Origin of the sequence: Erythrobacter sp. EC-HK427 (assembly GCF_902498745.1) — a bacterium.
GTDB lineage: Bacteria > Pseudomonadota > Alphaproteobacteria > Sphingomonadales > Sphingomonadaceae > Alteraurantiacibacter.
Genome location: NZ_LR701479.1, coordinates 1,783,167 through 1,807,788 on the forward strand (window position 1 = coordinate 1,783,167; position 24,622 = coordinate 1,807,788).

Consider the following 24,622-nt stretch of genomic DNA (forward strand, 5'->3'; position numbering starts at 1 on the left):
GGCGGAGGGGGTTTCGCACACAAGGTTGAATGGTCCGGTTCGCTTGCCAAGCATCGGATGCTTCCCCCAATGAACGGGTTTGAGTTCGAACGGACTATGCGCGCCCTTGCCAGACTGATTGCCGTATGCGGGTGCCTTGCGCTCTCTGCCGGGCTGAGCGCGCAGGAGCGGCAGGAATTGCCGCCTGCAGCTGGCCCTATGGATGGCCCCGTCTACGGCCCGGTCGCGGGCCCGGTTTATGGCCCCACCGCCGCGCAACCTGCTCCGGCATACGGGGCGACGCCCGCCGCGATTCCCGATCCGCTTGATCTGGCGGCGCGGATTGCCGCGAACACGCATCCGCTGGTGGATGCCGCCACCGCCGAATCCAGTGCCCTAGATGCCGAGCTGCGTGGGGCCCGCTTCCGCCGCTATCCCAGCGTCTCGGTGGAGGCGCTGCTGGCTACCGAAGGCTCGTCCTTCTCCGATCAGGACGGGTTCGCGCTCAACGCCACGCTCGAACAGCCGCTCTGGACAGCGGGACGGATCAATAACGAGATCGATCGCGCCCGCGCCTCCTCCCGTGTCGGGCGAGACCGGATTGACGAGGCCGAGCGGGATATCGTGCTGCGGGTCGTCGCCGCCTATTACGACTATGTGCTGGCAGCGGAGCGGGTCACCGTGCTCGAAGCGAGCCTTGTGGAACATAACGAACTGCTCGCCGCCATTGGCCGGCGGGTGGCGCAGGAAGTCTCGCCGCGTTCCGATTACACGCTGGGCCTGTCGCGCACCGCTCAGGTCGAACTCGATCTCGCCAGCACGATGGAAGCGCGCGACACCGCGCTGATCCGGCTGACCGAGCTGACCGGCGGGGTGGAGGTCGATCCGCAAATGCCGCCGCCCGGCGTCTCGCGCTCGCTCCCCGCTGAGGAGGTCGCGCTCGCCGATGCGCTCGGATGCAGCCCCAGCCTGGCGGCGCTGACCAATCTCATCACCGTTGCCGAAGAGCAGCGCGATATCGCCTATTCCAGCCTGTGGCCGCAATTGCTGCTGCAAGTCTCGCAGAACGAGATCACCGGCACCCGTGCCGCCGTGGTGCTGCGCGCGCAGCTTGGCCCGGGCAATGCGCAATTGCGCGCGGTAGAAGCGGGCGATGCGCGGATTACCCGTGCGCTCGCCGAGTTTTCCGAAACCGAGCGGGTTCTGCGCGAACAGCTCCGCCGCGATTATGTGCTGGTGCGCGCTGCCGAGCGGCGGATCGAGGCGGGCGTGCTCGCCACCGATGCGGCTGACCAGATCATCGCCAGCTACCAGCGGCAATTTATCGCCGGGCGGCGCAGCTGGCTCGATGTGATGAATGCGGTGCGCGAAGCGGCCAATGCGCGGCTGTCGGAAAGCGATGCGCGGGTTAGCGCGGCGGCGGCCACCGCGCGCATTCTGGCGCTGTCCTGCCGCTGGCAACCCGAAGCAGGGGTGGGCGCGCCATGAGCGACGGCACCGCAGAAACCGCGATCCGCAATTTCGCCCGCGCCACGGGGAAGCCGCTGGCACCGCAATGGAACGCGGAATTACAGGGTGAAAACCTGCCCGACGGCGTGGATGCTTTGGCCGGGATCCTCGGCAGAATCGGCTGGCAGCCCGCGCGCCGTATCAAAGGCCGCCCGCGCCCCGACCAGTTCCCGCTCATCGTTTTTGACGAAACCGTCGGCTGGGCCGTGGTGCGGCAATGGGATGGCGAAGAGGTGATGTCGCTGGTGGGCGAGCGCGGCGTGCTGCCGTTCGACCACGAACAGATATTCTTCACCGTCAACATCCCCGATCCGCTGGCCAAAGATGCAGGCGGCGCGGCGGCGGTGTTCTGGCGCGCGATCAAGCGCCGCAAGCAGCCGCTGGTGATGGCAGGCCTCGCCACGGTGTTCGCCAACCTGCTGACGCTGGCGACCTCGCTCTATTCGATGCAGCTGTATGACCGCGTGATTCCGCTGGCGAGTTACGACACGCTGATCGTGCTCACCGCCGGTGTTGCCTTCGCGCTGCTACTCGATCTGGTGCTGCGGAGCTTGCGCGCGCTGCTGATCGAGCGCGAGGCGCAGGATATCGATGCCGAGGTCAGCGAGTTTTTCTTCGCGCGGGCGCAGGCGATCCGGCTTGATGCGCGCCCGCCGGGGATCGGCACCATGGCCAGCCAGCTGCGCGGGCAAGAGCAAGTGCGGCAGGTCATGTCCTCGGGCTCGCTGTTCATGCTCGCCGATCTGCCGTTCGCGATCTTCTTTATCGTCGTCATCGCGACGATTGGCGGCCAGCTGGCGTTGGTGCCCATCGTCAGCCTGCCGATTGCCATGCTGCTGGCGTTTATCCTCAGCCGGATCATCCGCAACGGTACCGACCGCGCGCAAGTGAGCGGCAACCGCAAGAACGGGATGCAGGTCGAATCGCTCGACGCGACCGAGACGATCAAGGCCAATCGCGGCGGCTGGTTCATGATGGGCCGCTGGAATCGCCTGGTGCGCGAAATCCATCACTACGAACTGCCGGTGAAGAAGGCCTCCTCGGTTGCCGGATCGCTGTTCTCCACGCTGCAACAGACGGCCTATGTCGCGCTCATGGGCTGGGGTGCGTTCCTTGCTTCGCAGGGCGAAATCACCACCGGCGCGCTGCTGGCCTGTTCGATCATTGCCGGGCGCATCAACGGCCCGCTGGTGGCGCAGCTGCCCAATCTGATCGTGCAATGGGGCTATGCGAAGTCTTCTTTGAAAGCGCTCGATTCGATCATGGCGCTGCCGCTCGACGCATCGAGCGGTGCAGGCGCCCTGCGGCCCGACAATTTGCAGGGCGGCTATGCCTTGAAAGATGTCGCCTTCGGCTATGCCGGAGCGCAGCGCGCGGCCTTGCAGATCGAATCGCTCAAGATCGAACCGGGCGAACGGGTCGCGGTGATCGGCGGCATCGGCTCGGGCAAATCTACGCTCATCAAGCTGCTGAGCGGGCTGTATATGCCGCAACAGGGCAGCGTGCTGCTGGCCAATCTTGATCTGGGGCAAGTGGCGGAAGACATTACCCGTCGCCACATCGGCTACGTCACGCAGGACGCGCGGCTGATCAACGGCACCTTGCGCGACAATCTGGCGATGGGCATCGGCGATGTGACCGATGAAGAGATTATGGAAGTCGCCCGCCGAACGCGGCTCGACGCGATGATCGCTGGCCAGCAGGACGGGCTGAGCCTGCAAATCCAGGAAGGCGGGCGCGGCCTGTCGGGCGGGCAGCGCGCGATGGTGGGCATCAACCGGCTGTTGCTGTCCGAACCCAAAATCTGGCTGCTCGACGAGCCGACCGCCGCGCTGGACGAGGCGACCGAAACCGCTGCGCTGGGGGCGATCTTCGCGCAGCTCGAAGCCGATTCGATCCTTGTCATGGTGACGCACAAGATGAAGCTGCTCGAACGGTTCGACCGCATTATCGTGATGGCGAACGGCCAGATCACCAAGGACGGTTCTACCGAAAGCTTCAAACAGGAATTGCAGGCGCGCGCGGCGCAGGCCAGAGGGCCGGGGTCAGCTTCGGGCGCAGCTTCAGTCAAGCCAGCCGCTACCGAGGGCACGATCACCGCATCGGTCAAAGGCAGGAAATTGTCATGAGCCGCTTTCGTACCTCGCACTGGATCATCCTGACCATCGCGGTTTGCGTGGCGGGCTTTGTCGCCTGGTCGCAATGGGCCGAGCTCGATCAGGTGACCCGCGCGCCGGGCCGCGTTGTACCTTACGCCCGCGTGCAGGTGGTGCAGAGCGAGGAAGGCGGCGCGATTTCCCGCATTCTGGTGCGCGAGGGCGATTATGTCGAAGCGGGGCAATTGCTGGTCGAACTCGATACGGTGCAGCTGACCGCGGGCGTGGCCGAAGCGCGGGGCCGCGTGGCGGCGCTCGAAAGCCGGATGGCGCGGATCGATGCCGAACTGTTCGACAAGCCGCTGAGCTTTCCTGTCAGCCTCAACGATTTTCCCGAATTCACCGCCAACCAGCGGCAGCTTTACGAGCGTCGCCGCGCGGCGCTGGTCGCCGAAACGGGATCGCTGCGGGGCATGGCCGACTTGCAGCAGGAAGAGCTCGATCTGAATATGCCGCTGCTGGAAACGGGCGATGTCGCGCGGTCCGAAATCATCCGGATGCAGCGCGCGATTGTCGAGACGGAAGGGCGCATTTCGAATATCCGCGCGCAATATATCCGCGATCTGCAAACCGAATTCGCGCAGACCGAGGAAGAACTGGTCGCCGCGCAGCAATTGCTCACCCAGCGGCAGGATAGCTTGCGCGGGGCATCGTTGACCGCGCCGACCGATGGGATTGTGAAGAATGTCCGCTTCACCACCGTGGGCGGCGTGCTGCGCCCGGGTGACGAGGTGCTGCAAATCGTGCCGACGGGCGAACGGCTGATCGTCGAAGCGCAGGTGCCGCCGCGCGATATCGCCTTTGTCTCGCTGGGCCAGCGCGCGCGGGTGAATTTCGACGCCTATGACAGCGCCGTCTATGGCAGCGGCGATGGCGAAGTGGTGTTCATCAGCCCCGATACGTTGTCGGAGGAAGGAGCGGACGGCACGGTCAACATCTATTACCGCGTCAATTTGGAAGTCGACACCGCCACCATGCGCCCGCGCAACGAAGGCGAGCGGATCGATCTTCAACCGGGCATGACCGCCACGGCGGAAATCCTGACCGGCAGCCAGACAGTGTGGGAATATCTGACCAAGCCGCTGCTCAAAACCACGCGGCAATCGATGCAGGAGCGTTAGTGATCGATTACCCTTACCACACCCGTCTGTCCTGAGCTTGTCGAAGGACTGCTTTTTTCTTTCGACTAAGCGCCAAGTTTCAGAAGAAAGTGCAGCCCTTCGACAAGCTCAGGGCAGTCGGGTTTCTTGTGATTGCGCGTATTGCATAAGTTGCGAAGCCCAATACTCCGCCCCGCGTCGCTCCGCTTCCTCTGGCGGTATCGTTGCCACTGCTTCCACCAGTCGCGCCAGATTGTCGGGAGACAAAGCAGCCAGCGGCTCCACATACACGCCAATCGTGAACACGATCGCGCCCGTTTGCGGCAGGCGTCGCAGGGTCTGCCGCTCGCTGCGCACGAACAGTGTCTCGCCCGCATTCTCCGCCGTCACGCCCGCAAAGGTGACCGATTGCGGCTCGGTATCGATCCAGCGCAGCGCAGGGGTGGGCGCGACGAACCAGTTGCAGCGCCCGAAAATCCTCCCGGGTTTGAGCGAGGCCATAAAATGGTCGACCCCGCTCGCCAATTGCTCGGCATAGCCGTGGATTGGCTTGTGCAAACCGATCAGCGGCTGGCCCATCTTGTCCGCCGGATGCCAGTCGGTGGGAAATGCCACCGCCGCACCTGCCAGCCGGTAGACACCCGCAGCATCGGGCATGAGCAGACACATATCCTCCCACGCTGCACGCGCGGCACCTTCCAGCCCGACAGTAGTGCCGAGCATCACCGCCAGTTCCGCCCCCGCATTTTGCGCGCAGGCCATCACCTGCACGCTATCAGGAAGCGCATCGAACGCCGCCGCGCGCGCGGCGAGATCAGGCTCGGGCTGCAACCACTCGCTTTCGGAAAGCGCCGCCAGCCCCATCCGCAAAGCCCCGCCGCCGCGCGCCTTGGGTAGCAGCGCGTTGACGCCAAAGCCAAGGCGCGGCTCAGTCTGCGCGCGCATCCCGTGTCACCCGATGTGCGAATTCCGCAATATCCGCCAGCACCGGCGCTTTGTCGCGGAAGGGGCGGGAGATGGCGGTGATGATCTCGATATGGTCTATGTCTGCATAGACCACCATCTCCGCCTCCACCCCCGCAGCCGTGAGCCGCGCGCGCAAGGCTTCGGAATTGCGCGGTTTGACCGTGGTGTCGATATCGCCGGTCAGCAGCAGCGCGGGTGGCGCGGTTTCGTCGGCATAGGTCACCGGCTGCGTCTCCAACGGCTGCGGCCACTGGCTGAAGGCGGCAATGGTTGAGTCGGTATCGAAGGGATAGAAATCATACGGCCCCGCCAGCCCGACAAAGCCCGCCACCGCGTCGCGGTCGTCGCCCAGCCATCGCGGATCATGCGCCAGCATCGCACCATTATACGCCCCTGCTGAATGCCCGCCAATCACGATCCGCTCCCCGTCGCCGCCAAAGCGCGCGATATTGCCGCGCACCCAGCGGAAGGCCGCCGCGCTATCCTCGACAAAACCGGGAAAGCGCACTTCGGGGACGAGACGGTAATCGGCAATCACGACGACAAATCCCTGCGCCGCCAGCGCCCGCCCAACCCAGCTATAGCCGCTTCGCGTCCCACTGTTCCAGCTGCCGCCATAGAGCCAGAAGATCACCGGGCGGCTGCCGTCTGAGGCTGTGGCGGGGGCGTAGATGTCGAGCTGCTGGAGCGGATGCTCGCCATAGGCGATCCCTTCCGCGATCAGCGCACTGCCCGCGTCCTTGGGCACCAGTGCATCGAAGGTGCGCAATCGGTCATAGTAAAAGGCAGAGCCGATGGCGACCAAGGCGATGAGGGGGAGGGCGAGTAGGTAGCGCATGGCTTGCGTTTCGGTGAGGGGAGGCGGGAGGTCAACTGCCAGAGTTTCGATTTACGCCTATGACGCAATCTCCTAGGGCGAGATCTATGACACAAGCACCCCTCGCAGGCATGAAAGTCGTCGAGCTCGCGCGTATTCTTGCGGGGCCGTGGGCAGGGCAGGTGCTCGCCGATCTGGGGGCGGAGGTCGTCAAGGTCGAAAGTCCTGAAGGCGACGATACCCGCAAATGGGGGCCACCCTTTATCGAGCGCGCGGATGGCAGCCAGGACGCTGCCTATTTCCATGCCGCGAACAGGGGCAAGTCCTCGATCATCGCCGATTTCGCTGATCCGGCCGACCTGGCCCGCGTCAAGGCCATGATCGCCGACGCCGACGTCGTGATCGAGAATTTCAAACTGGGCGGCCTCGCCAAATTCGGCCTCGACTATGCCAGCCTTGCAGAGGCGCACCCGCGCCTCGTCTATTGTTCGATCACCGGCTTCGGGCAGGACGGGCCCTATGCGCCGCGCGCGGGATATGATTTTATCATTCAAGGCATGAGCGGGATCATGGATTTGACCGGCGAACCCGATGGCGCGCCGCAGAAGATCGGCGTCGCCTATGCCGATATTATGACCGGGCTTTACGCCGTGATCGGCATCCAGGCGGCCTTGCGCCAGCGCGATGTGACGGGGCGCGGGCAACTGGTCGATATGGCGCTGTTCGACGTGATGGTCGGCACGCTCGCCAATCAGGCGATGAACTATCTGGCGAGCGGGCAGGAGCCCAAGCGACTGGGCAATGCCCATCCCAATATCGCGCCGTATGAAGCATTCCGCGCACAGGACGGCTGGCTGATCGTGGCGGTGGGGAACGACCGCCAGTTCGAACGCCTTTGCGCAGTGATCGATCTGCCCGCCCAAGAGGAATGGCGCAGCAATGCCGGACGGGTGGCGCACCGCTCGGCGCTGTCGGCTGCCATTACGCGCCGCATCGCCGGATGGGCGCGCGACGATCTGCTGGCCCGGCTCGAAGCGGTGGGCGTGCCTGCCGGGCCGATCAATACGGTGGCACAGGCGCTATCCGATCCGCAGATTACAGCGCGGGGCATGGTGGCGGAGCTGGACGAGGGCATTCGCGGCCTGCGCACGCCGATCCGCTTCTCTGACGCGGAATTGGCGGTGGGCAAGGCTTCGCCCGCTTTGGCAATGAAGGACAGCTGATACGGTCGGCGCCGCCGCTGCCAGCACCCAAAGAGCGCATAGAAAAAGGGCCAGAGGATTGCTCCTCCGGCCCTTTTCTTATGCCATTGGCTGGCAGTGATTACATGCCCGAACCCGGGCCGTAGGTCACTTCCACGCGGCGGTTCTGCAGCTCGCGGACACCGTCAGCGGTGGGAACGCGGTTCTGCGATTCGCCGAAGGCTTCGCTCATGATGCGAGCAGCCGGGATGCCGCGACCGGTGAGGTACTGCTGCACAGCGGCGTTACGACGCTGCGAGAGGCCCACGTTGTACTGCGTCGAACCCGAACGGTCTGCGTGACCGGCGAGCATGACGCGAGCGGTGCCGCAGTTGCTGTAGGCGCTGACGGCGCTGTTGAGCACGTTGGCAGCTTCCGGCGTGATGGTCGATTCGTCCCAATCGAAGAACACGATGTACGGGCCGGTTTCGCACGGCTGAACCGTCGGCTGCGTCGGCTGAACCGGGCGCGGTGCCACCACAGGCGGAGTAACCTGACGCGGAGGCTCGACTACCACCGGCGGGACAACGGGCGCGTCACCACCAAGGAAGAAGCGGATACCGATCGAGCCGAGGTGCTGCACGGGATCGGTTTCCAGCGTTGCGGGAAGCAGAATGTTGTCCAGCGCGGCTTCGTCGAACAGGCGGCGATACTTGTATTCCGCGAACAGTTCGGTGTTCTCGCCCAGATTGCCCGACAGGCCGACAATGCCCTGATAGGCGAAGGTCGTGTCTGCATCGTTGACCACGGACACGCCGCCGGGCGCATAGTCCACGTCGATCGCGTAGATACCGGCGCCAGCGCCGATATAGGGCGAAACCGAACCAAGGTCGAAATCATACAGGATGTTGAGGAACGCGCCGATGCTTTCCACATCGCCGGTTGCATCAGCCAGCAGTTCGCCAACCGAGGTGCCGGTGAAAGCGCCGCGGGTCAGGATGTTGGCATCCGGATCTTCGATCAGCACGCCGCCGATGCGCAGATCGCGGTGATATTCGAGATCGTAGGCAACATAGCTGCCTTCGAGTTCGATACGCAGACCGCCGTCAAACGCGTAACCGATCTGGCCGCCAACGTTCCAGCCGAGATCGGCATTCGTTTCGAACGAATAGCCGGTGCCGCTGGGGATCGCGGGATAAGCACCGATCGTGGTTGCATCGATATCTGCCGTGGTGACACCATTGTTGGTGACGTTTTCAGCAGTGGCAACGCCGCCGCTGATGGCAATATACGGGTCTGCATGGGCAGCACCCGGTACGGCAAGCGCCACTACGGACGCCGAGAGCAGTAGTTTCCTCATTGTGTTTCCTTCACATTTCACACGGCCAATCTTTGACCGCGCTATACCATCGCAATTGCCTTAATGCCCTAACGTTCCGCAACTGCGAAGTAAAATTTTTGTTCACTTTTTGCGACGTTGCGAATTTGTCACAGTTTACGCACTGGAGAACGCTCAAAAGGCGGAAATACCGGTAATCGCCCGCCCCAGAATCAGCGCGTGCACGTCATGCGTGCCTTCATAGGTGTTCACGGTTTCGAGATTCGCCATGTGGCGCATCACTTGATATTCGCCGGAAATCCCGTTCCCGCCATGCATATCGCGCGCGGTGCGTGCCATGGCAAGCGCTTTGCCGACATTGTTGCGTTTCACCACGCTGATCATCTCCGGCGCGAATTTGCCTTCATCCATCAACCGCCCGACGCGCAGGGAGCCTTGCAGGCCAAGGGCAATCTCGCTCGCCATATCGGCCAGTTTGAGCTGGTAAAGCTGCTTGGACGCAAGCGGGACGCCGAACTGGTGGCGATCAAGGCCATATTGCCGCGCCGCATGATAGCAGAACTCGGCGGCCCCCATGCTGCCCCACGAAATGCCGTAGCGCGCGCGGTTGAGGCAGCCGAACGGGCCTTTCATGCCTTCCACATCGGGCAGCAGCGCACCGGCGGGCAGTTTCACCTCGTCCATCTGGATCATGCCGGTGGTGCTTGCGCGCAAAGAGAGCTTGCCGCGAATCTTCGGCGCGTCCAGCCCCGCCATGCCCTTTTCGAGCACGAAGCCGCGCACCTTGCCGCCATGCGCCTCTGACTTCGCCCAGACGACGAAGACATCGGCGAAGGGCGCGTTGGAAATCCATGTCTTCGCGCCGGAAATCGAATAGCCGTCGCCATCCTTTTTGGCATAGGTGCGCATTCCCGCGGGGTCGGAACCGGCATCGGGTTCGGTCAGGCCGAAGCAACCGATCAGTTCTCCGCTGGCGAGGCCGGGAAGATATTTGCGGCGCTGTTCATCCGAACCATAGGCGTGGATCGGATACATCACGAGGCTCGACTGCACGCTCGCCATCGAGCGGTAACCGCTGTCCACCCGTTCGATCTCGCGCGCGACAAGACCATAGGCGACATAGCTCGCGCCCGATCCGCCGAATTCCTCGGGGATCGTCACGCCGAGCAGGCCTGCCTGCCCCATCAGCGGGAACAGTTCGGGCGTGTCCGCCTCTTCGGCATAGGCCTCGATCACGCGCGGCTGCAGCTCGCTTTGCGCAAAGCCGTGCGCCGCATCGCGCACCATGCGTTCCTCTTCGGTCAGCTGGTCGTCGAGATTGAAGGGGTCGGCCCAATCGAAGGGAACCATACCGGCCATAAAACTAGTCTCCTTTGAAACCGCCTGTAGGTTTTCAGCGCGGGCGGAGCAAGGCGGGATATCGGCCGTGGGCGCGCAACGGATGCGCGCTCAAAGTTTGCCGAAGCGTGCTTCGTATCCGGCGAGATCGTCAGCGGCGAGAAGCTGCGCTTGCGCCACCCAATCGTCGCGGCGGATGCGGCCTTCGAAGCGGCCGAGTGTTGCATCGATCCGGTCGATATCGGCATCGCTCCAGGCGGCGATTTGCGCGAAGCTGGTGACGCCCTGTTCGGCGAGCAGGGTGACAAGCTTCGGCCCGACCCCTTTGATACGGCGCAAGTCGTCGCCCTCGCTGCCCGCTTGCGCTGTCGGCGCGGCAGCCATTTCCCTGATCGCTTCGCGCGCCGGAACCGCTGCGCCTGCCTCGGCATCGGCAGCGGCAGGTGCGGCGGCGACCGCGTCGGAATTGGCCGTTGCCGAAAGCGGTCCGGGCGAGGATGAGGGCGCGTCCTTTGCTACCGCAGCGGGCGCGTCGATCAGCGCCTGGTTGCGCTTGGCACCGCCGGTTGCGTCGGGCTTGTCCTCGATCTCCACGCGGGTTTTGCGGTTGGCGCTGAAAATCCACCAGGCAATGACAAGGCCCAGCACAAAGGCGGCGAGCACCAGATACCAGTATTCTGCAAGCAATTCAGGCATGGGCGAGTTCCGTTAGAGTGAATATCAGCCGCGCGCCCAGATGATCCAGCCAAGGCCCAGCCCGATCGCATAGGCGACCAGCATCAGCACCAGCACTTCCATCCAGATCGGCATGATTTGTCCTTTACAGGAAGGGCGGGCGGCTGCGCAACCGTGTCGGCGCGCGGTCAGCGGGGCGCCGGCGTATCGACGGGGGTGGGCACGATCGGCTGGGTGGCGAGCACCGAGAATTCGATCCGCCGGTTGGCCGGATCGCCCGGCGGCAGGCCTTCCACCGGAACACGCGAGCCAACCCCGCGCGCCCGCAAGCCGTCTGCCGGAATGCCTCGCTGGATCAATGCCGCGCGCACCGCTACCGCACGCTCGGTCGACAGGGCGAGATTGCCCGGTTCGGCGCCGGAATTGTCGGTGTGGCCGGTGATCTGGATAATCGCGCCAAGGCAGGGGCGCAGCGCGCCCGCCACTTCGGCGATCAGCGCCGCGCTGGCGCGATCGAGTCGGCTCGAACCTTCTTCAAAGCGGATGCTGCGCGCGCGCAGCAGTGCCTGCACGTCCTCCTGGCAATGCAGCGGCTGGTATTGCGCAGCGCCGCTTTCGGCCAGCATATTGCCATCGGCCCAGCGTATGCCCGCCGTGCCGGGGACGGCGGCGACCGCGCGCGCAATTTCGGCGCGGGTTTGTTCGCTCAAACCTTCCGCCCCCACCAGAATCGGATGGCGGCTGGGACTGCCGCCGGGCGAAACATAGAGTGCGCGCACATTCTCCGTGCCCCCCGCATCTGCAATCGCCGCCGCCGCCTGCGCCTGCATCCCGGCGGCGAGGCCCACCGCGCTGGCTCCGCCGACAAAGCGGGCGAGCAAAAATATGGCGAAGACGCCAAGCGCGATGGCGACCAAGGGGCGGCGGAGGAAGGACATAGTCTTGTCCTTAGCCGCGCCTATCCACTTTCGTCGAGTCAGCGTTCGTCGAGCGTTTCCGCAAGGGCTACCAGCTGGAGGAATTCCTCGCGCCAGAAACCGTCCTGATTGCCCGCCAGACGCGCGACATCGGCAAAAGTGAAATCACCCATCAGCGCGTCGCCACGCAGAAGCTGGCCATAGGCCGCCACCGCGCTGGCAAAGGCCATATCGCCGCGCGGGCGGCCCGCACGGGTCAGCATGGTCGCGGGCAGCGGCTGCTCGATCAGCCGCGAGCTGTCCTCGCCCGGCAATTTGTAGCGCAATTGCACAAAGGCCATTTCGTCGAGCATATTCTGCGGCACTTCGGGCTGGTCGGCGTAGCGGCGCGGGCGGATCCAGCCGTCCGCGCCCGCAGGCACCACCTCGTAAATCGCGGTTACCTGATGGCTCGCCCCGATTTCGCCTGCATCGACCGCGTCATTGTCGAAATCCTCTTCGCGCAGCGCGCGGTTTTCGTAACCAATCAGGCGATATTGCGAAACGAGCGCCGGATTGAATTCAACCTGTATCTTCACATCATGGGCGATGGTGAACAGTGTCGATTCCATCTCTTCGGACAGCACCTTCTGCGCTTCCATCGCCGAATCGATATAGGCGTAGTTGCCGTTCCCGTGATTGGCGATCTGCTCCATCAACGCCTCGTTGTAATTGTCCGTGCCGAAGCCGAGCGTGGTCAGCGTGATGCCCGAATCGCGCTGCTGCTCGACCAGTTCGACCAGCGCATCGCGGCTGGTGGTGCCGACATTGAAATCGCCATCAGTGGCAAGGATCACGCGGTTGATCCCATCCTCGATAAAGCTGGAACGCGCGACATCGTAGGCGAGCTGGATGCCGGCTCCCCCGGCGGTTGAGCCGCCCGCACGCAGATTGTTGATCGCGCGGCGGATGGCAGCCGCGTCATTGGTCGGCTCCAGCACCACTCCGGCGGCCCCTGCGTAAACGACGATGGAGACGCGGTCTTGCTCCTGCAATTCGCCCGCCAGCTGGCGCATCGCGGCCTGCACCAGCGGCAGTTTGTCCGCGCTGCCCATGCTGCCCGAGACATCGAGCAGGAAGACGAGATTGGCGGGCGGGCGCTCATCGCGCGGCAGATCGTATCCGCGCAGGCCAATGCGCAGCAGGCGGGTGTCCGGGTTCCACGGCGTTACCGCCATGTCGGTGGTGACCGAGAAGGGCTGCAACGGGTCTTCGGGCAGCGGGTAATCATAGCGGAAATAATTGATCAATTCCTCGGTGCGCACTGCCGCGGCAGGCGGCAATTGTCCGCTATTGAGGAAGCGGCGCGCATTGGCGTAAGCACCGGTATCGACATCGACCGAGAAGGTGCTGACAGGCTCGTAAAGCGAGAGCCGCACGGGCGCGACTTCCTCGCCAGCATATTGCTCGCGGCTCGGCTGGGTGGGGACGCGCACGCCGGGGACGACGTGATAGCGCCCAGGTTCGGTCACGGGATCGGTCTCGGGATCGGTGGCCGCAGGGGGAATGGCGACGTTCTCCGTAGTCACCTGACCGCTGGCGAAATCGGCGCTGGATACAACCGCAAGCGGCGCAGCGGAATCCATGTTTTGCTGGCGCATCCGCGTTCCGGTGACCACGATACTCTCGTCGTTTCCGCTGACCGTGGGCGGCGGGGGCGGCGGCGGAGCGGGAGGAGGAGGCGGAGCGGGCGCTGGAGGCGGAACCGAGCTAACCGGATCGCCGCTGTCACCATCAGCCGTCTGGCATCCCGCCAGCGTCGCCACCAGCACCACAGCCATCGCGCTTCCTGCAATTCTCCGCATCAGTCCCTCCTGCGTTGCATTTGTGGTGCAAAATCACAGTCAGGCGGTGAACCGCTTGTGAATGTGGCTCAGCCAGCTGGCGGCGGATTGGCGGGAATGTCCAGCGCGGTGCTCTTCTTGAACAACACCTTGTCTTCCGGCCCAAAGCCGCGTTTCCAGATCACATAGCCATAGGTGGCGAGGATCGCGGGAATGCCGAAAGCCAGCTCCACCCATTCGGGCAATAGGATCACCACTTGCCCCACCAGCACTGCCGCGCCTGTTGCCCACACTAGCGCAAGGCGCAGATTGCCCACCGGTGCTTTGAGCAGGGTCTTGAGCATATGCGCCTTGATCACGCTCGACAGGCCCAGCGCCAGCAGCAAAGCCATCGCCGCACCCGCCGCCATGTAGCCTTCATCCAAAGCGAAGTGCTCCACCAGCAGGATAAGGCCCACGGTCAGCAGCGCCTGCACCACGATCACCCCGGTGGAAATTGCCAGATTGCGCTTCTTGGCGATGTAGACGAGCACGCCTTCGGACACGACCGCCATGCTCGCCACCGCCTCGGCAATCAGCAGCAGCGCGAGCGCGCCCGTGCCGCCGACAATCGCCGGGCCGCCCAGTCCCATGATCGCTTGCCCCGGTATCGCCAGCGCGAGCGCGATGCCCAGTTGCAGGGCGATGATCCAGAAGCCGACTTGCCGGACCTGTTGGGCAATCGCGGCCATATTGCCGGTTTTCAAATTCTTGGTGATGACGGGCGATAGCACCGGTTCGAAACTGGTTTTCAGCTTTTGCGGCAGGCTGGCGATTTCCTTCGCGAAGTAATAAATGCCCACCGCCGTTTCGGACGTGAACAGGCCGAGCAGGAACACGTCGATCAGCCGCGTCCCGCGCTCGATCACATCGGCTCCGGCGAGCGGGAAGGCACGGCTCATCAACCCGCCCAGATATCTGGGGCGCGGCCGCCAGCCTTTGGGCAGGCCATAGCTTTTGAGGAAGGGCCAAGCGGCGGTCAGCAATGCGGCATAGACCGCCGCCAGATAAGCGAGCGCCACCCCGCCATCATTCAATGCAGGGATAAAGAAAAACGCCGCCACCGCGATCGAGCGTGTCCACGGCTCGACAATCGCGCGGGCGCGCACTGTGGTGGCAATGTCGAATTTGTACGCCTGCGCGGCAAGCAGGATTTCGGTCAGCGCGAAAGCCGGGATCGCCGCGATGATAAGAATGTCATACGGCCCACTCATCCCGTTGGGGAAGATCGGGTAGGGGAAGATCAGCAGCAGGGTGACGACCAGCGTTGATACCGTCAACGAGGCGAGAATGCCGTCAAACACCAGATTGGCGGGCCGCTCGCCATCGTCCTCGACGCCGTGGGTGAGCCGCTGCGCAAGGCCGCGCTTTTCGCCCAAAGCGCAGATCAGCGCGAACAGCTCCACCACCACCACGGCAGAGGCGAAACGGCCCATTTCCTCCACGCCATACAGGCGGTAGCCGATGAATAGGAAAGGGATGCCGCCCAGCAACCGGAGGAGGAAACCCAGCGTATTCGTGCGCCCGCCTTTGACCAGCGCGGTCATATCCTCGTGATGCTCGGCAGGGCTGCCTTTGGGATGCGCGGGTTCGCTCAAGCCGTCAGGCCCTCTGCCTTGAGCGGGCGCGCGAGGAGTTCGGCCACCACGTCCTTCGCGGGGCGCCCGGCGAGCAGATGATTGACCGCTTCGACAATCGGCATTTGCACGCCATGTTGCTGCGCAATAGTGGCGAGGATCGGCGCGGTGTGCGCGCCTTCGGCCACGGTGCGTTTGTCCGCCAGCGCCTCTTCCGCGCTCATGCCTTCGCCCAGCGCCTTGCCGAGCGAGAAATTGCGGCTGGAGGTGGAGGAGCAGGTGAGCACCAGATCACCCAGACCACATAGCCCGTTCAGCGTCTCCGCCTTGCCGCCCAGCGCCACGCCGAACCGCAGCATTTCGGCAAAGCCGCGGGTGATCAGCGCGTTGCGGGCGTTCTGCCCCAGCCCGAGCCCGTCGACAACGCCGCAGGCAATCGCCAGCACGTTCTTCACCGCTCCGCCCACTTCCGCGCCCACGACATCGTCCGAATAATAGGGGCGGAAGTTGGGGCGGGCGATGGCGGGGCTCAGCCGCTCCCACTGCGCCGCGCCGCCGCTGCACGCCAGCGTCACCGCGCAAGGCAGGCCGGCGGCGACTTCATGCGCGAAGGTCGGGCCGGAAAGGACGGCGATATCGCTGGCAGGAGCGATGGCGTGCGCAACGTCGTGCATCATCCGCCCGCTGCTCGCCTCGATGCCTTTGGCGCAGAGCACAAGGTCTTGGGGGAATGCGGGGAGCTTCGCCAGCGTTGCGCCCATATGCTGCGCCGGGGTGACGATCAGCAGCGCGTCGCAATCGGCCATATCGGCCAGATCGCCCGTCGCTTGAATACTCGCGGCGAGGTCGGCAGAGGGCAGGTAAAGATCATTGCGGCGGGTCGCATTGATCCGGTCAGCCAGCCCGACTTCGAGCGCCCACAGCTTGACGCTGCGCCCGTCGCTCGCCAGCGCCTGCGCCAGTGCCGTGCCCCAAGCGCCCGCTCCGATTACGCCGATTGTCATGCCTTTACTCCTGCCCCGCGCACCGCTTCCGCATCGGGATCAAGCGGCCAGCGGGGGCGTGCTTGCAGATCGAGCGGATCGGCAGAGAAACCCTCGCGCAAACGCTCGATCCCCGCCCAGGCGATCATCGCCGCGTTATCGGTGCATAAAGCCAGCGGCGGCGCGGTGAAAGCGAGGCCATGCTCGCGCGCCAGCTGCTCCAGCCCGCTGCGGATCGTCTGGTTGGCCGCCACCCCGCCAGCGACAACGAGCGCGGTGACGGGCTGCATGGCTTTCAGCGCCTTGCGCGTGCGATCAAGGATGCAATCGAGCGCCGCCTGTTGGAAGGATGCGGCGATATCGGCGTCAGAATAGCTGAAACCCCGACTGCCCTGAGCCTCCTTTGCCCGCAAAACCGCGCTTTTCAGACCTGCGAAGGAGAAATGCGGCTCCTTGCTCCCTTTCATCGGGCGCGGGAGGTCTACCGCTGCAGCATCGCCCTGCATCGCCAGCCGCTCCACCGCCGGGCCGCCGGGATAGCCGAGGCCCAATATCTTCGCGGTCTTGTCAAACGCTTCGCCCAAAGCATCGTCAATCGTGGTCGCAAGGCGCTGGTATTGCCCGACTCCGGCGACGCGCAAAATCTGGCAGTGTCCGCCGCTCACCAGCAGCAGGGCATAGGGAAATGCGAGCGTGCTGTCGGCCAGACGCGGGCTTAAAGCGTGTCCTTCCAGATGGTTGATCGCCAGCAGCGGCGTGTCGCTGGCCATGGCCAGGGCCTTGGCGGTGACCAGCCCGACCATCACGCCGCCGATCAGACCCGGCCCGGCGGTCGCGGCTATCGCGTCGCAATCGGCGAGCGTCACATCCGCCTCGCGCAGCACTTTTTCCACCAGCGGAGCCAGCCGTTCGGCATGGGCGCGCGCAGCGATTTCGGGCACGACCCCGCCATAGGGCGCGTGCTCGGCCTCCTGGCTGGCGATGGCCTGCGCCAGAATGCGCCGGTCTCCCGTCACCAAAGCGGCGGCGGTTTCGTCGCACGAGCTTTCTATGCCAAGCACCAGTGTCATCGCGCTTCCCCTTAGCCGATGGGGCCGCTAGGGCAAGCAGACGCATGACCCAGACACCGCTCCTGAAACTCGGCACCCGCAATTCCCCGCTCGCCATGGCACAAGCGCATGAGACCCGCGCACGGCTCTGCGCCGCGCATGGTTGGGACGAAAGCGCGGTGGAATTGGTTGATGTGCTGGCAAGCGGCGACAAGGTGCTTGATCGCCCGCTGGCCGATATCGGCGGCAAGGCGCTGTGGACGAAAGAGCTGGATGGCTGGCTGGCGGAAGGGCTGATCGACGCCTCGGTGCATTCGCTGAAAGATGTCGAGACGATCCGCCCGGATATCTTCACGCTCTCCGCCATTTTGCCGCGTGCAGACAAGCGTGACCGGCTTATTGGTGCGGACAGCATCGCGGATTTGGCTGAAGGCGCAATTGTCGGAACGAGCGCGCCGCGGCGGGCGGCGCAATTGCTCCATGCCCGGCCCGATTGCCACGTCGTGATGTTCCGCGGCAATGTCGCCACGCGGCTCGGCAAGCTCAAGGCGGGGGAAGCGGATGCGACTTTCCTTGCGGCGGCGGGATTGGAGCGGTTGGGGCAGGATAGTGTCGGCACGCCGCTCGACGAGAACGACTGGCTGCCCGCGCCATCGCAGGGTGCCATCGCCATCGAATGCCGCGCCGATGACACGAAAGTGCGCGAATGGCTCGCCCCGCTCGACCATGCGCCCAGCCGCGCCGAGGTGCTGGCCGAACGCGCGCTGCTGCTGGCGCTGGGGGGCAATTGCCATTCGCCGATTGCCGTCCTGTGCACGCATGAAGCGGGCGAACTGGCGATGCGCGCCGCGATCTACAGCGCGGACGGAGCAGAAAGGGTCGAGGGCGAAGCGCGCTTTGCCGCAGGCGATATCGACGCAGCAAAGGCCTTGGGCCGCGACCTGTTGGCGCGCGCCAATCCGGCAATCCGCGCCGTTTTTGACGGCGACGCATGATCTTTGTCATCCGGCCCGAACCCGGATTGCAATCGACGCTCGCCGCTGCACGCGAATTGGGACTGGCGGTGATCGGCAGACCGCTATTCGACGTGGTGCCGCTGCGCTGGACAGCGCCCGACGCCGCCGGTTTTGACGGGCTGCTAATCGGCAGCGCCAATGCTTTCCGCCATGGCGGGGAGGGGCTGGAAGGCTTCAAACACCTGCCGGTATACGCCGTCGGTGAAGCGACGGCCGACGCGGCGAGAGAAGCGGGTTTCACCGTCGCCGAGACTGGATCGGGCGGCCTGCAAGGCGTGCTCGACAGTCTTCGCGCACCGCTCCGCCTGCTGCGCCTTGCCGGGGCGGAGAATATCGCGCTGACACCGCCTGCAGGCATCACCATCACCGAATGCGTCGTTTACGAGGTGCGCGCGCTTGCCTTGACCGGCAGCGACGAGGTTAGCCTGCGCGCCGCCAAGCCCTTGGTCTTGCTCCATTCCGCCGCCGCCGCGCGCCATTTTGCCGAAGAGTGCGACCGGCGCGGTCTGGACAAGGCGCGCATTGCGCTCGCTTGCATCGGCCCGCGCGTGGCAGAGGCGGCAGGAACCGGATGGCGCACCGTTCGCGCTGCTCCACAGCCCGATGATGCGGCATTGTTGGCCATGGCCCAACAGATGTGGCAATGATGTAAAACGCTGTCAGACCCCAGGTGAGCCATTAAGGGGATGCTCACCGGTCGCTATGCAGAAGGACGCGATGGAGCAGAATTTCGATTTTCCCACGCCGGATACACAGAGCAAGCCGTCTTTGCTGAAGCCCTTGGCGATCACCGCAGGCGCGGCGCTGGCGCTGGGTGCGGGCGGGATGTGGGCCATTTCCAACAGTGACGGGTTGGGCGAGTTGTTCTCGGTGCGGAGCGAGGCGGAAGCGCCCGCCGCTCCTGCCGATGAGCCGGACGCGACCGAGCCCGAAGCAACTCCCTCTCCAATAGCCACCTCGCCCCAGGAAATTGCGCAGGAAGCGCGCGCGGCTGCCGAGCAGGTCGAACAGGTGGTGGAAACCCAAGGCGGGCTCGACAGCCGGATCGCGGCGCTCGAACAGCGGCTGACGCGGCTCGATCTCCAGTCGCAAGCCGCCGCTGGCAATGCCGCGCGGGCAGAGGCGCTGCTGATCGCTTTCGCCAGTCGCCGCGCGATCGAACGCGGTGCCCCTTTGGGCTATCTGGCCGACCAGTTGCGGCTGCGCTTTGGCGAGGATCGCCCCAATGCGGTGCAGACGATCATCAATGCGGCACAGGATCCGGTCACGCTCGACCAGCTGATCGCGCAATTGTCCGGCCTTGCGCCCGAACTGGATTCGGCGCCGGCAGATGAGGGCGTGTTCACCCGGCTGGGCCGTGAGCTTTCCGAGCTGTTTATTATCCGCCGTGACGATACGCCCTCGCCAGTGGCCGAACGGCGGCTGGAGCGCGCGCGGCTGTTCCTCGAAAGCGGGCGGATCGAGGCGGCGGTGTCGGAAATCCGCAATATGCCCAATGCCGCGATTGCTGCCGACTGGATCGAAGATGCCGAACGCTACGCTGCCGCGCAGCGCGCGCTCGAAACGCTGGAGACAGTGGCAGTGCTCGATCCGCGCGAACTGCGCGACGGTGAGGGTGAGGCGGTGGAGCAACGCAGCCCGGCGGGGAACCAGCGGCGGTAGGGTTCTACCCTTTGAGCAATTCCGGCACTTGCCCGCTCACCCCGCGCGCTTCGTCCATAAACCAGCGTTTGAGCGCGGGTGTGCGCTGCACGCCCGCCATGCCAAAGCGGCGCACCGCGCTCGCCAGCCTGCCGGGGACACCGAAAAGGCGGGTCAGCGTGTCGGTTGCGCCCATCACCATCAGCGAATCGAGCGCGCGCCATTTCTCGTAGCGGGCGAGCAATTGCGCATCGCCCGGATCGAGGCCGATCCGCATCCCTTCCGCCAGCACCTCCACTAGCGTGCCAACATCGCGCAGGCCAAGGTTGAGACCCTGTCCGGCAATCGGGTGCATTCCGTGTGCGGCATCGCCCACCAGCGCCAGTCGGTGCTCGATAATCTTGGCGGTATGCTGGAAGCCCAGCGGATAGGACGAGCGCGCGCCTTCCACGGTGATTTCGCCCAGAACGCCATGCATCCGCTTGGCGACTTCGTGCCGGAACGCGCGCGGGCCGAGTGCCAGCACGCCCGCCGCATCCTTTTCGTCAACCGTCCACACCAGCGCCGAGCGGTGGCGGCCTTGGTCGTCATCGAGCAGCGGGAGCAGGGCGAAGGGGCCGTCAGGATAGAAGATTTCCCACGCTACTCCGCCATGCGGTGCGCTGTGGATCAGCCCGGCGATGATCGCGCGGTGGCTGTAGTCCCAATGCGCCATGGTGAAGCCCGCTTCCTCGCGCGTCGGCGAGCCGCGCCCTTCGGCAGCGACCAGCAGGCTGGCTTCGAGCACTGTGCCATCACCCAGCGTCGCCGAGACGCCGTGTTCGCCGCGCTGGCGTTCCACCACATCGGCCTTCGCGTGCCAATTGATCAGCGGCTCACTCTTCGCCGCTTCGAACAGGGCAAGCCGCAGTTGGCGGTTAGCGAACATCCGGCCCAGCGTGCCTTCGTGCTCATCCGGCGTGAAATCGATCCGCCCGGGCCGCATCGCGTCGGTCACCGCAATGCTTTCGATCTTGCAGCCAAAGGGCTCCAGCGCCTCGGCGATGCCGATATTGGTGAACAGATTCCAGCTTGCCGTGGAAACCGCGGAGGCGCGCCCGTCGAAACCCTCTGCCAGCAGCTCTGCCGGATCGGCGCGGTCGACCACATGGCTGGAAATGCCTTTGCGGGCAGCGGCGAGGGCAAGGGTCATGCCGACCAGTCCGCCGCCAAGGATCAGGAGTTCTCGCTTGTCGCTCATCACTTGTGCACCTAGGTGTCTGGCCCGATGCAGGCAATAGTATCCTTTGGCCTAATGGCGCTGCGTATGCTCGCTGCGGTGCTGCTGCTGGCGGCTCCTGCGGGCGCGTGGGCGCAGGGCCAGGAGAATTACATTGCCGCCGATCTGGTGGCCGAAAGCGCGCCAGTACCCGGCGAGACGCTGACCGTCGCCTTGCGTTTCCGCCCGCAGGAAGGCTGGCACGGATATTGGAGCAATCCGGGCGAGGCGGGGCTGGGGATGCAGCTCGACTGGCAATTGCCCGCAGGCTGGGAAGCGGCGGAGCCCGATTATCCGGTGCCCGAAGTGCTGCAATTGTTCGGCATTGTGAACCACGCTTTCAAAGCGCCTTACACCGTGCTGGTGCCGCTGGAAGTGCCCGAGGGTGCGGATGTGGCGGGGCTGGCACCGATCACCGTCAACGCCCGCTGGCTCGCCTGTTCGGACGAATTGTGCGTGCCGGAGACGGCGGTTCTCACGCTGCGCTTCCCCCAAACAGGCGAGGCTCTGCGCGCCGAATTTGACGCGGCCCGCGCTGCCATCCCGCCGCAGATCGACAGCCCCGCGCGCTTTGCCTTTACCGGGGGCACTGTGCGCATTGCCATCCCTTTGCCGCTCGCTCTCGACCTTGCCAATCCGCACGCCTTCATCGCCGAGATCGATACGGTGGATTACGCGGCGGTGCAGCGGTTTTACCGCAATGGCGATGATGTGGTGGTCGAAATCTCCCGCAACGCTTTGCGCGCCGAGCCGGAGACGATTTCGGGCATTCTCGCCTTTGGCGCGCCGGGGGAGGGCATCCGTTTTGTGGCCGCACCGGGTGACGTTCCCGTGGGCGGAGAGGCGATCGGCGGGGCGATGGTGGACAGCCCGTTCTGGCTGCTGCTGGGCGGCGCGCTGCTCGGCGGGTTGCTGCTCAATCTGATGCCCTGCGTATTCCCGATCCTCAGTCTCAAGGCGCTGGCGCTCGCGCGCGCAGGCGGCAGCGAGGCGCAGGCGAAGCGCGAGGGGCTGGCTTACACGGCGGGCGTGGTGCTCGCGTGTCTGGCGCTGGGCGCGCTGATGCTGGCCTTGCGCGCGGCGGGCGAGCAGGTGGGCTGGGCGTTTCAGTTGCAACAACCGCTGGTAGTCGCCGCGTTGCTGGTGCTGGCGGTGCTGATTACCGCGAACTTTGCCGGTCTGTTTGCAATCCCCAACCTCCCGATCCGGTCACGCGGCGGTGGAGGCGCCTTTGCCACGGGCCTGCTCGCAGCGGTCGTCGCGACACCGTGCACCGGGCCGTTTATGGCGGCGGCCTTGGGCGCTGCGCTACTGCTCCCCGCACCCCAAGCCATGCTGCTGTTCGGCGCGCTGGGTCTTGGCCTTGCCTTGCCCTTCCTTCTGCTTGGCTTTGTGCCAGCCTTGCGCAATCGCTTGCCCAAGCCCGGGCCGTGGATGGCGACCTTCCGCAAGGTGATGGCGGTGCCGATGGCGCTCACCGCATTGGCGCTCCTCTGGCTCGCATGGCGGCTGGCTGGTGTGCATTTTGCCTTCAGCGCGCTGGGCGCGGGCGTGACGCTGGCCGTGCTCTTCGCGACTTTCGGCAGAGCGCGTCCTGTGATGAAGGCGCTGCTGCTGGCGATCCCTGCCTATTTCCTCATCGCGCTGCCGTTCCGCGTTGATGACACATCGGTGTTGGCAGTCGAGAGCGTGCTCGACCCCGTGCCCTATAGCGCCGAGGCCCTCGCCGATGCGCGGGCGAGCGGCGCGCCGGTGTTCGTGTGGCTGACCGCCGACTGGTGCGTGACCTGCAAGGTCAATGAAAGCGTGGCGATCGAGCGCGAGGCGACCCGCGCGGCGTTCGAGGCGGCGGGCGTGGTGGCGATGCGCGGCGACTGGACGCGCGCCGATCCGGCGATCACCCGCTATCTGGAAGAATGGGGCGCGGCCGGGGTGCCGCTGTATATCTGGTATCCGGCGGGCGGCGAGGGCGAGCAATTGCCGCAAGTGCTAACGCCCGATGCTTTGGTGGAGCTGGCGGAGGAAGGCTAGCGCGCCTCTTCGCTCCCCCCGGTCTCGTCACCCTCCACCTCCGGCAATTCTCCACCCGCGCGGCACCAGGCGAGAAATTCGCCCGGAATCCGGCTCCCGCGCATTTCCAGGGTTCCGCGCCCGGGCAGCGTGGCGATCATTTCGCGCGGGCCTTCGAAAATTTCGAGCTGCGTGCTGGCGGCGGGCAGCCGTGCCTCCCAGCGCCATTCGCCATCGACCAGCACCGTGTCCGCAAGAAAGCGGCGGCTCATTCCGTTGCCGACAAAGGGGAACAGCGCCTCCTGCCCCGGCAACGCTTCGGCATGGCGGATGATGACGAATTGCGGCGCGGCGGCATCGGTGAGATCGCAGGCGAGCGACAGCAGCGGTGGCTCGCCATCATTGCCGAAATCGACCGCCTGCCCGCTCGCCGCCACCCGCCAGAAAGCGTCTGACGTATCGGGCGAAGGAAACGCACGCGCCGGCGGCGGCCCCGCCTCGTCGAACACGATCCGCGTCGCCTCACCCTGCGGCGCGTCAGCGGCAGAGCCGCACGCGGCGAGCAGCAGGGCGAGGGCGGGTGTGAGGGGACGCAAGGAGAGGGTCAGGCGGCGCGGGGGACGATTTTTTCCAGATCGCCATTAAGCGCGCGCTTCGCGGTGCGAAGTTCTGCACTGGTCTGGAGGCGGAGGAAGAACCCTTCCGACATTCCGAAATAGCGCGCGAGACGCAGGTCAAGTTCGCCGTCGATACGCGCGCTGCCATCTATCATGGCTTGCAAACGCGCAGGTTCGACCGCGATAGCTTTGGCCAAAGCGGGGGTATCGAGCTGCAACGGCTCCATGAATTCCGACACCAGCATTTCTCCCGCATGGGGAATGTGGAGCCAGTCGGGGTTAGTGGTAGTCGACGATTTCGACATCGTAAGCATTTCCGTCTTTCCAGACGAAACATATACGCCATTTCATATTAATTGAAACCGAATGCTGGCCTGTGCGGTCGCCAGCAAGCTCGTGCAGACGGTTACTCGGCGGCAGCTTGAGATCATCGAGAGTTTCGGCAGCATCGATCATGTTGAGCTTCGCGAGCGCACGTTGCTGGATATCGGCAGGCAGCTTCCGGCTGCGCTTGCCGTTCCAGATACGCTCTGTTTCTGCGCTGCTGAAGGTTAGGATCATCGCTGCCTCTTTTCGAATGCAGCGGATCAGTGAGTGCATGAAGACGTCTTATGCAAGCTAGGCTAAATAGT

22 protein-coding genes are annotated in these 24,622 nt (G+C 64.8%); 8 read left to right on the forward strand and 14 right to left on the reverse strand.

The window, feature by feature from the left end; genetic code table 11:
• Nucleotides 1-69 precede the first annotated feature (69 nt).
• From GC121_RS08745 to GC121_RS08755, 3 genes are read left to right on the forward strand one after another with little or no spacing between them, the layout of a single operon-like run.
• Entirely contained in the window at nucleotides 70-1,467 is a 1,398-nt protein-coding gene (locus tag GC121_RS08745) for a TolC family protein (RefSeq protein WP_199857812.1), read from the forward strand.
• Complete coding sequence (locus tag GC121_RS08750; RefSeq protein ID WP_151973916.1) at nucleotides 1,464-3,617, forward strand: ATP-binding cassette domain-containing protein; 2,154 nt, start codon at nucleotides 1,464-1,466, stop codon at nucleotides 3,615-3,617. Before GC121_RS08745 ends, GC121_RS08750 begins: the two co-directional genes overlap by 4 nt.
• Nucleotides 3,614-4,765: an HlyD family efflux transporter periplasmic adaptor subunit gene (locus GC121_RS08755; protein ID WP_151973917.1), complete on the forward strand. Its 1,152-nt coding sequence runs from the start codon at nucleotides 3,614-3,616 to the stop codon at nucleotides 4,763-4,765. The genes GC121_RS08750 and GC121_RS08755 overlap by 4 nt, the downstream gene beginning before the upstream one ends.
• 108 nt (nucleotides 4,766-4,873) lie before the next feature.
• On the opposite strand, the gene GC121_RS08760 is transcribed toward GC121_RS08755, so the two are convergent.
• Nucleotides 4,874-5,689 (reverse strand): DUF3445 domain-containing protein, encoded by an 816-nt coding sequence (locus tag GC121_RS08760; protein WP_151973918.1) that lies wholly within the window; start codon nucleotides 5,687-5,689, stop codon nucleotides 4,874-4,876.
• On the reverse strand, nucleotides 5,673-6,548 hold the full coding sequence (locus tag GC121_RS08765) for an alpha/beta hydrolase (RefSeq protein ID WP_151973919.1): 876 nt from the start codon (nucleotides 6,546-6,548) through the stop codon (nucleotides 5,673-5,675). Before GC121_RS08765 ends, GC121_RS08760 begins: the two co-directional genes overlap by 17 nt.
• Nucleotides 6,549-6,634: 86 nt before the next feature.
• Here GC121_RS08765 and GC121_RS08770 point away from each other — a divergent pair, with 86 nt between their 5' ends.
• Nucleotides 6,635-7,750 carry a CaiB/BaiF CoA-transferase family protein gene (locus GC121_RS08770; protein WP_151973920.1) on the forward strand — a complete coding sequence of 372 codons (1,116 nt, stop codon included), beginning with the start codon at nucleotides 6,635-6,637 and terminating at the stop codon, nucleotides 7,748-7,750.
• Between the two features lie 100 nt (nucleotides 7,751-7,850).
• Here the strand turns inward: GC121_RS08770 and GC121_RS08775 are convergent, their stop codons facing one another.
• The 8 genes from GC121_RS08775 to tsaD all read right to left on the reverse strand — a co-directional run bounded on the left by GC121_RS08775 (nucleotide 7,851) and on the right by tsaD (nucleotide 17,469).
• Nucleotides 7,851-9,068 (reverse strand): OmpA family protein, encoded by a 1,218-nt coding sequence (locus GC121_RS08775; protein ID WP_151973921.1) that lies wholly within the window; start codon nucleotides 9,066-9,068, stop codon nucleotides 7,851-7,853.
• Between the two features lie 153 nt (nucleotides 9,069-9,221).
• Nucleotides 9,222-10,406, reverse strand: a complete 1,185-nt coding sequence (locus tag GC121_RS08780) for an acyl-CoA dehydrogenase (protein WP_234421171.1) — start codon at nucleotides 10,404-10,406, stop codon at nucleotides 9,222-9,224.
• 90 nt (nucleotides 10,407-10,496) lie between these two features.
• Nucleotides 10,497-11,081: a helix-hairpin-helix domain-containing protein gene (locus GC121_RS08785; RefSeq protein WP_151973922.1), complete on the reverse strand. Its 585-nt coding sequence runs from the start codon at nucleotides 11,079-11,081 to the stop codon at nucleotides 10,497-10,499.
• A 167-nt stretch (nucleotides 11,082-11,248) separates the two neighbouring features.
• Nucleotides 11,249-11,998: an OmpA family protein gene (locus GC121_RS08790; RefSeq protein ID WP_151973923.1), complete on the reverse strand. Its 750-nt coding sequence runs from the start codon at nucleotides 11,996-11,998 to the stop codon at nucleotides 11,249-11,251.
• A gap of 38 nt (nucleotides 11,999-12,036) precedes the next feature.
• Nucleotides 12,037-13,821, reverse strand: coding sequence for a VWA domain-containing protein (locus tag GC121_RS08795; protein WP_151973924.1), 1,785 nt, complete (start codon nucleotides 13,819-13,821; stop codon nucleotides 12,037-12,039).
• A 68-nt stretch (nucleotides 13,822-13,889) separates the two neighbouring features.
• Nucleotides 13,890-15,386 carry a lipopolysaccharide biosynthesis protein gene (locus GC121_RS08800; protein WP_151975673.1) on the reverse strand — a complete coding sequence of 499 codons (1,497 nt, stop codon included), beginning with the start codon at nucleotides 15,384-15,386 and terminating at the stop codon, nucleotides 13,890-13,892.
• Nucleotides 15,387-15,433: 47 nt separating this feature from the next.
• Nucleotides 15,434-16,420, reverse strand: coding sequence for an NAD(P)H-dependent glycerol-3-phosphate dehydrogenase (locus GC121_RS08805; protein ID WP_151973925.1), 987 nt, complete (start codon nucleotides 16,418-16,420; stop codon nucleotides 15,434-15,436).
• Nucleotides 16,417-17,469, reverse strand: coding sequence for a tRNA (adenosine(37)-N6)-threonylcarbamoyltransferase complex transferase subunit TsaD (gene tsaD / locus GC121_RS08810; RefSeq protein ID WP_151973926.1), 1,053 nt, complete (start codon nucleotides 17,467-17,469; stop codon nucleotides 16,417-16,419). The genes GC121_RS08805 and tsaD overlap by 4 nt, the downstream gene beginning before the upstream one ends.
• A 44-nt stretch (nucleotides 17,470-17,513) precedes the next feature.
• On the opposite strand from tsaD, the gene hemC reads away from it, so the two are divergent.
• The 3 genes from hemC to GC121_RS08825 are packed head-to-tail and all read left to right on the forward strand — an operon-like array spanning nucleotide 17,514 to nucleotide 20,126.
• Nucleotides 17,514-18,443 carry a hydroxymethylbilane synthase gene (hemC, locus tag GC121_RS08815; RefSeq protein WP_151973927.1) on the forward strand — a complete coding sequence of 310 codons (930 nt, stop codon included), beginning with the start codon at nucleotides 17,514-17,516 and terminating at the stop codon, nucleotides 18,441-18,443.
• Nucleotides 18,440-19,111 (forward strand): uroporphyrinogen-III synthase, encoded by a 672-nt coding sequence (locus tag GC121_RS08820; RefSeq protein ID WP_151973928.1) that lies wholly within the window; start codon nucleotides 18,440-18,442, stop codon nucleotides 19,109-19,111. The genes hemC and GC121_RS08820 overlap by 4 nt, the downstream gene beginning before the upstream one ends.
• A gap of 55 nt (nucleotides 19,112-19,166) precedes the next feature.
• Complete coding sequence (locus tag GC121_RS08825; protein WP_151973929.1) at nucleotides 19,167-20,126, forward strand: hypothetical protein; 960 nt, start codon at nucleotides 19,167-19,169, stop codon at nucleotides 20,124-20,126.
• Between the two features lie 4 nt (nucleotides 20,127-20,130).
• Here the strand turns inward: GC121_RS08825 and GC121_RS08830 are convergent, their stop codons facing one another.
• Nucleotides 20,131-21,345 carry an FAD-dependent monooxygenase gene (locus GC121_RS08830; RefSeq protein WP_151973930.1) on the reverse strand — a complete coding sequence of 405 codons (1,215 nt, stop codon included), beginning with the start codon at nucleotides 21,343-21,345 and terminating at the stop codon, nucleotides 20,131-20,133.
• A 54-nt stretch (nucleotides 21,346-21,399) separates the two neighbouring features.
• On the opposite strand from GC121_RS08830, the gene GC121_RS08835 reads away from it, so the two are divergent.
• Nucleotides 21,400-23,394, forward strand: a complete 1,995-nt coding sequence (locus tag GC121_RS08835; protein WP_234421172.1) for a protein-disulfide reductase DsbD — start codon at nucleotides 21,400-21,402, stop codon at nucleotides 23,392-23,394.
• Here the strand turns inward: GC121_RS08835 and GC121_RS08840 are convergent.
• Genes GC121_RS08840 through GC121_RS08850 form a run of 3 tightly spaced genes read right to left on the reverse strand, consistent with a single transcriptional unit; the run spans nucleotide 23,391 to nucleotide 24,551 of the window.
• A complete protein-coding gene (locus GC121_RS08840; protein WP_151973932.1) occupies nucleotides 23,391-23,969 on the reverse strand; it encodes a hypothetical protein in 579 nt (192 codons plus the stop codon). The two genes, GC121_RS08835 and GC121_RS08840, sit on opposite strands and share 4 nt — an antisense overlap.
• A gap of 8 nt (nucleotides 23,970-23,977) precedes the next feature.
• The gene (locus tag GC121_RS08845) at nucleotides 23,978-24,295 is read right to left on the reverse strand and encodes a HigA family addiction module antitoxin (RefSeq protein ID WP_151973933.1); all 318 of its coding nucleotides are present in this window, start codon (nucleotides 24,293-24,295) and stop codon (nucleotides 23,978-23,980) included.
• A complete protein-coding gene (locus GC121_RS08850) occupies nucleotides 24,270-24,551 on the reverse strand; it encodes a type II toxin-antitoxin system RelE/ParE family toxin (protein ID WP_151975674.1) in 282 nt (93 codons plus the stop codon). Before GC121_RS08850 ends, GC121_RS08845 begins: the two co-directional genes overlap by 26 nt.
• Nucleotides 24,552-24,622: the final 71 nt, after the last annotated feature.

Coding starts and splice junctions, on each gene's coding strand:
- GC121_RS08745 (WP_199857812.1), top strand. CDS start 70: ATGAACGGGTTTGAGTTCGAACGGACTATGCGCGCCCTTGCCAGACTG.
- GC121_RS08750 (WP_151973916.1), top strand. CDS start 1,464: ATGAGCGACGGCACCGCAGAAACCGCGATCCGCAATTTCGCCCGCGCC.
- GC121_RS08755 (WP_151973917.1), top strand. CDS start 3,614: ATGAGCCGCTTTCGTACCTCGCACTGGATCATCCTGACCATCGCGGTT.
- GC121_RS08760 (WP_151973918.1), bottom strand. CDS start 5,689: ATGCGCGCGCAGACTGAGCCGCGCCTTGGCTTTGGCGTCAACGCGCTG.
- GC121_RS08765 (WP_151973919.1), bottom strand. CDS start 6,548: ATGCGCTACCTACTCGCCCTCCCCCTCATCGCCTTGGTCGCCATCGGC.
- GC121_RS08770 (WP_151973920.1), top strand. CDS start 6,635: ATGACACAAGCACCCCTCGCAGGCATGAAAGTCGTCGAGCTCGCGCGT.
- GC121_RS08775 (WP_151973921.1), bottom strand. CDS start 9,068: ATGAGGAAACTACTGCTCTCGGCGTCCGTAGTGGCGCTTGCCGTACCG.
- GC121_RS08780 (WP_234421171.1), bottom strand. CDS start 10,406: ATGGCCGGTATGGTTCCCTTCGATTGGGCCGACCCCTTCAATCTCGAC.
- GC121_RS08785 (WP_151973922.1), bottom strand. CDS start 11,081: ATGCCTGAATTGCTTGCAGAATACTGGTATCTGGTGCTCGCCGCCTTT.
- GC121_RS08790 (WP_151973923.1), bottom strand. CDS start 11,998: ATGTCCTTCCTCCGCCGCCCCTTGGTCGCCATCGCGCTTGGCGTCTTC.
- GC121_RS08795 (WP_151973924.1), bottom strand. CDS start 13,821: ATGCGGAGAATTGCAGGAAGCGCGATGGCTGTGGTGCTGGTGGCGACG.
- GC121_RS08800 (WP_151975673.1), bottom strand. CDS start 15,386: ATGACCGCGCTGGTCAAAGGCGGGCGCACGAATACGCTGGGTTTCCTC.
- GC121_RS08805 (WP_151973925.1), bottom strand. CDS start 16,420: ATGACAATCGGCGTAATCGGAGCGGGCGCTTGGGGCACGGCACTGGCG.
- tsaD (WP_151973926.1), bottom strand. CDS start 17,469: ATGACACTGGTGCTTGGCATAGAAAGCTCGTGCGACGAAACCGCCGCC.
- hemC (WP_151973927.1), top strand. CDS start 17,514: ATGACCCAGACACCGCTCCTGAAACTCGGCACCCGCAATTCCCCGCTC.
- GC121_RS08820 (WP_151973928.1), top strand. CDS start 18,440: ATGATCTTTGTCATCCGGCCCGAACCCGGATTGCAATCGACGCTCGCC.
- GC121_RS08825 (WP_151973929.1), top strand. CDS start 19,167: ATGCAGAAGGACGCGATGGAGCAGAATTTCGATTTTCCCACGCCGGAT.
- GC121_RS08830 (WP_151973930.1), bottom strand. CDS start 21,345: ATGAGCGACAAGCGAGAACTCCTGATCCTTGGCGGCGGACTGGTCGGC.
- GC121_RS08835 (WP_234421172.1), top strand. CDS start 21,400: ATGGCGCTGCGTATGCTCGCTGCGGTGCTGCTGCTGGCGGCTCCTGCG.
- GC121_RS08845 (WP_151973933.1), bottom strand. CDS start 24,295: ATGTCGAAATCGTCGACTACCACTAACCCCGACTGGCTCCACATTCCC.
- GC121_RS08850 (WP_151975674.1), bottom strand. CDS start 24,551: ATGATCCTAACCTTCAGCAGCGCAGAAACAGAGCGTATCTGGAACGGC.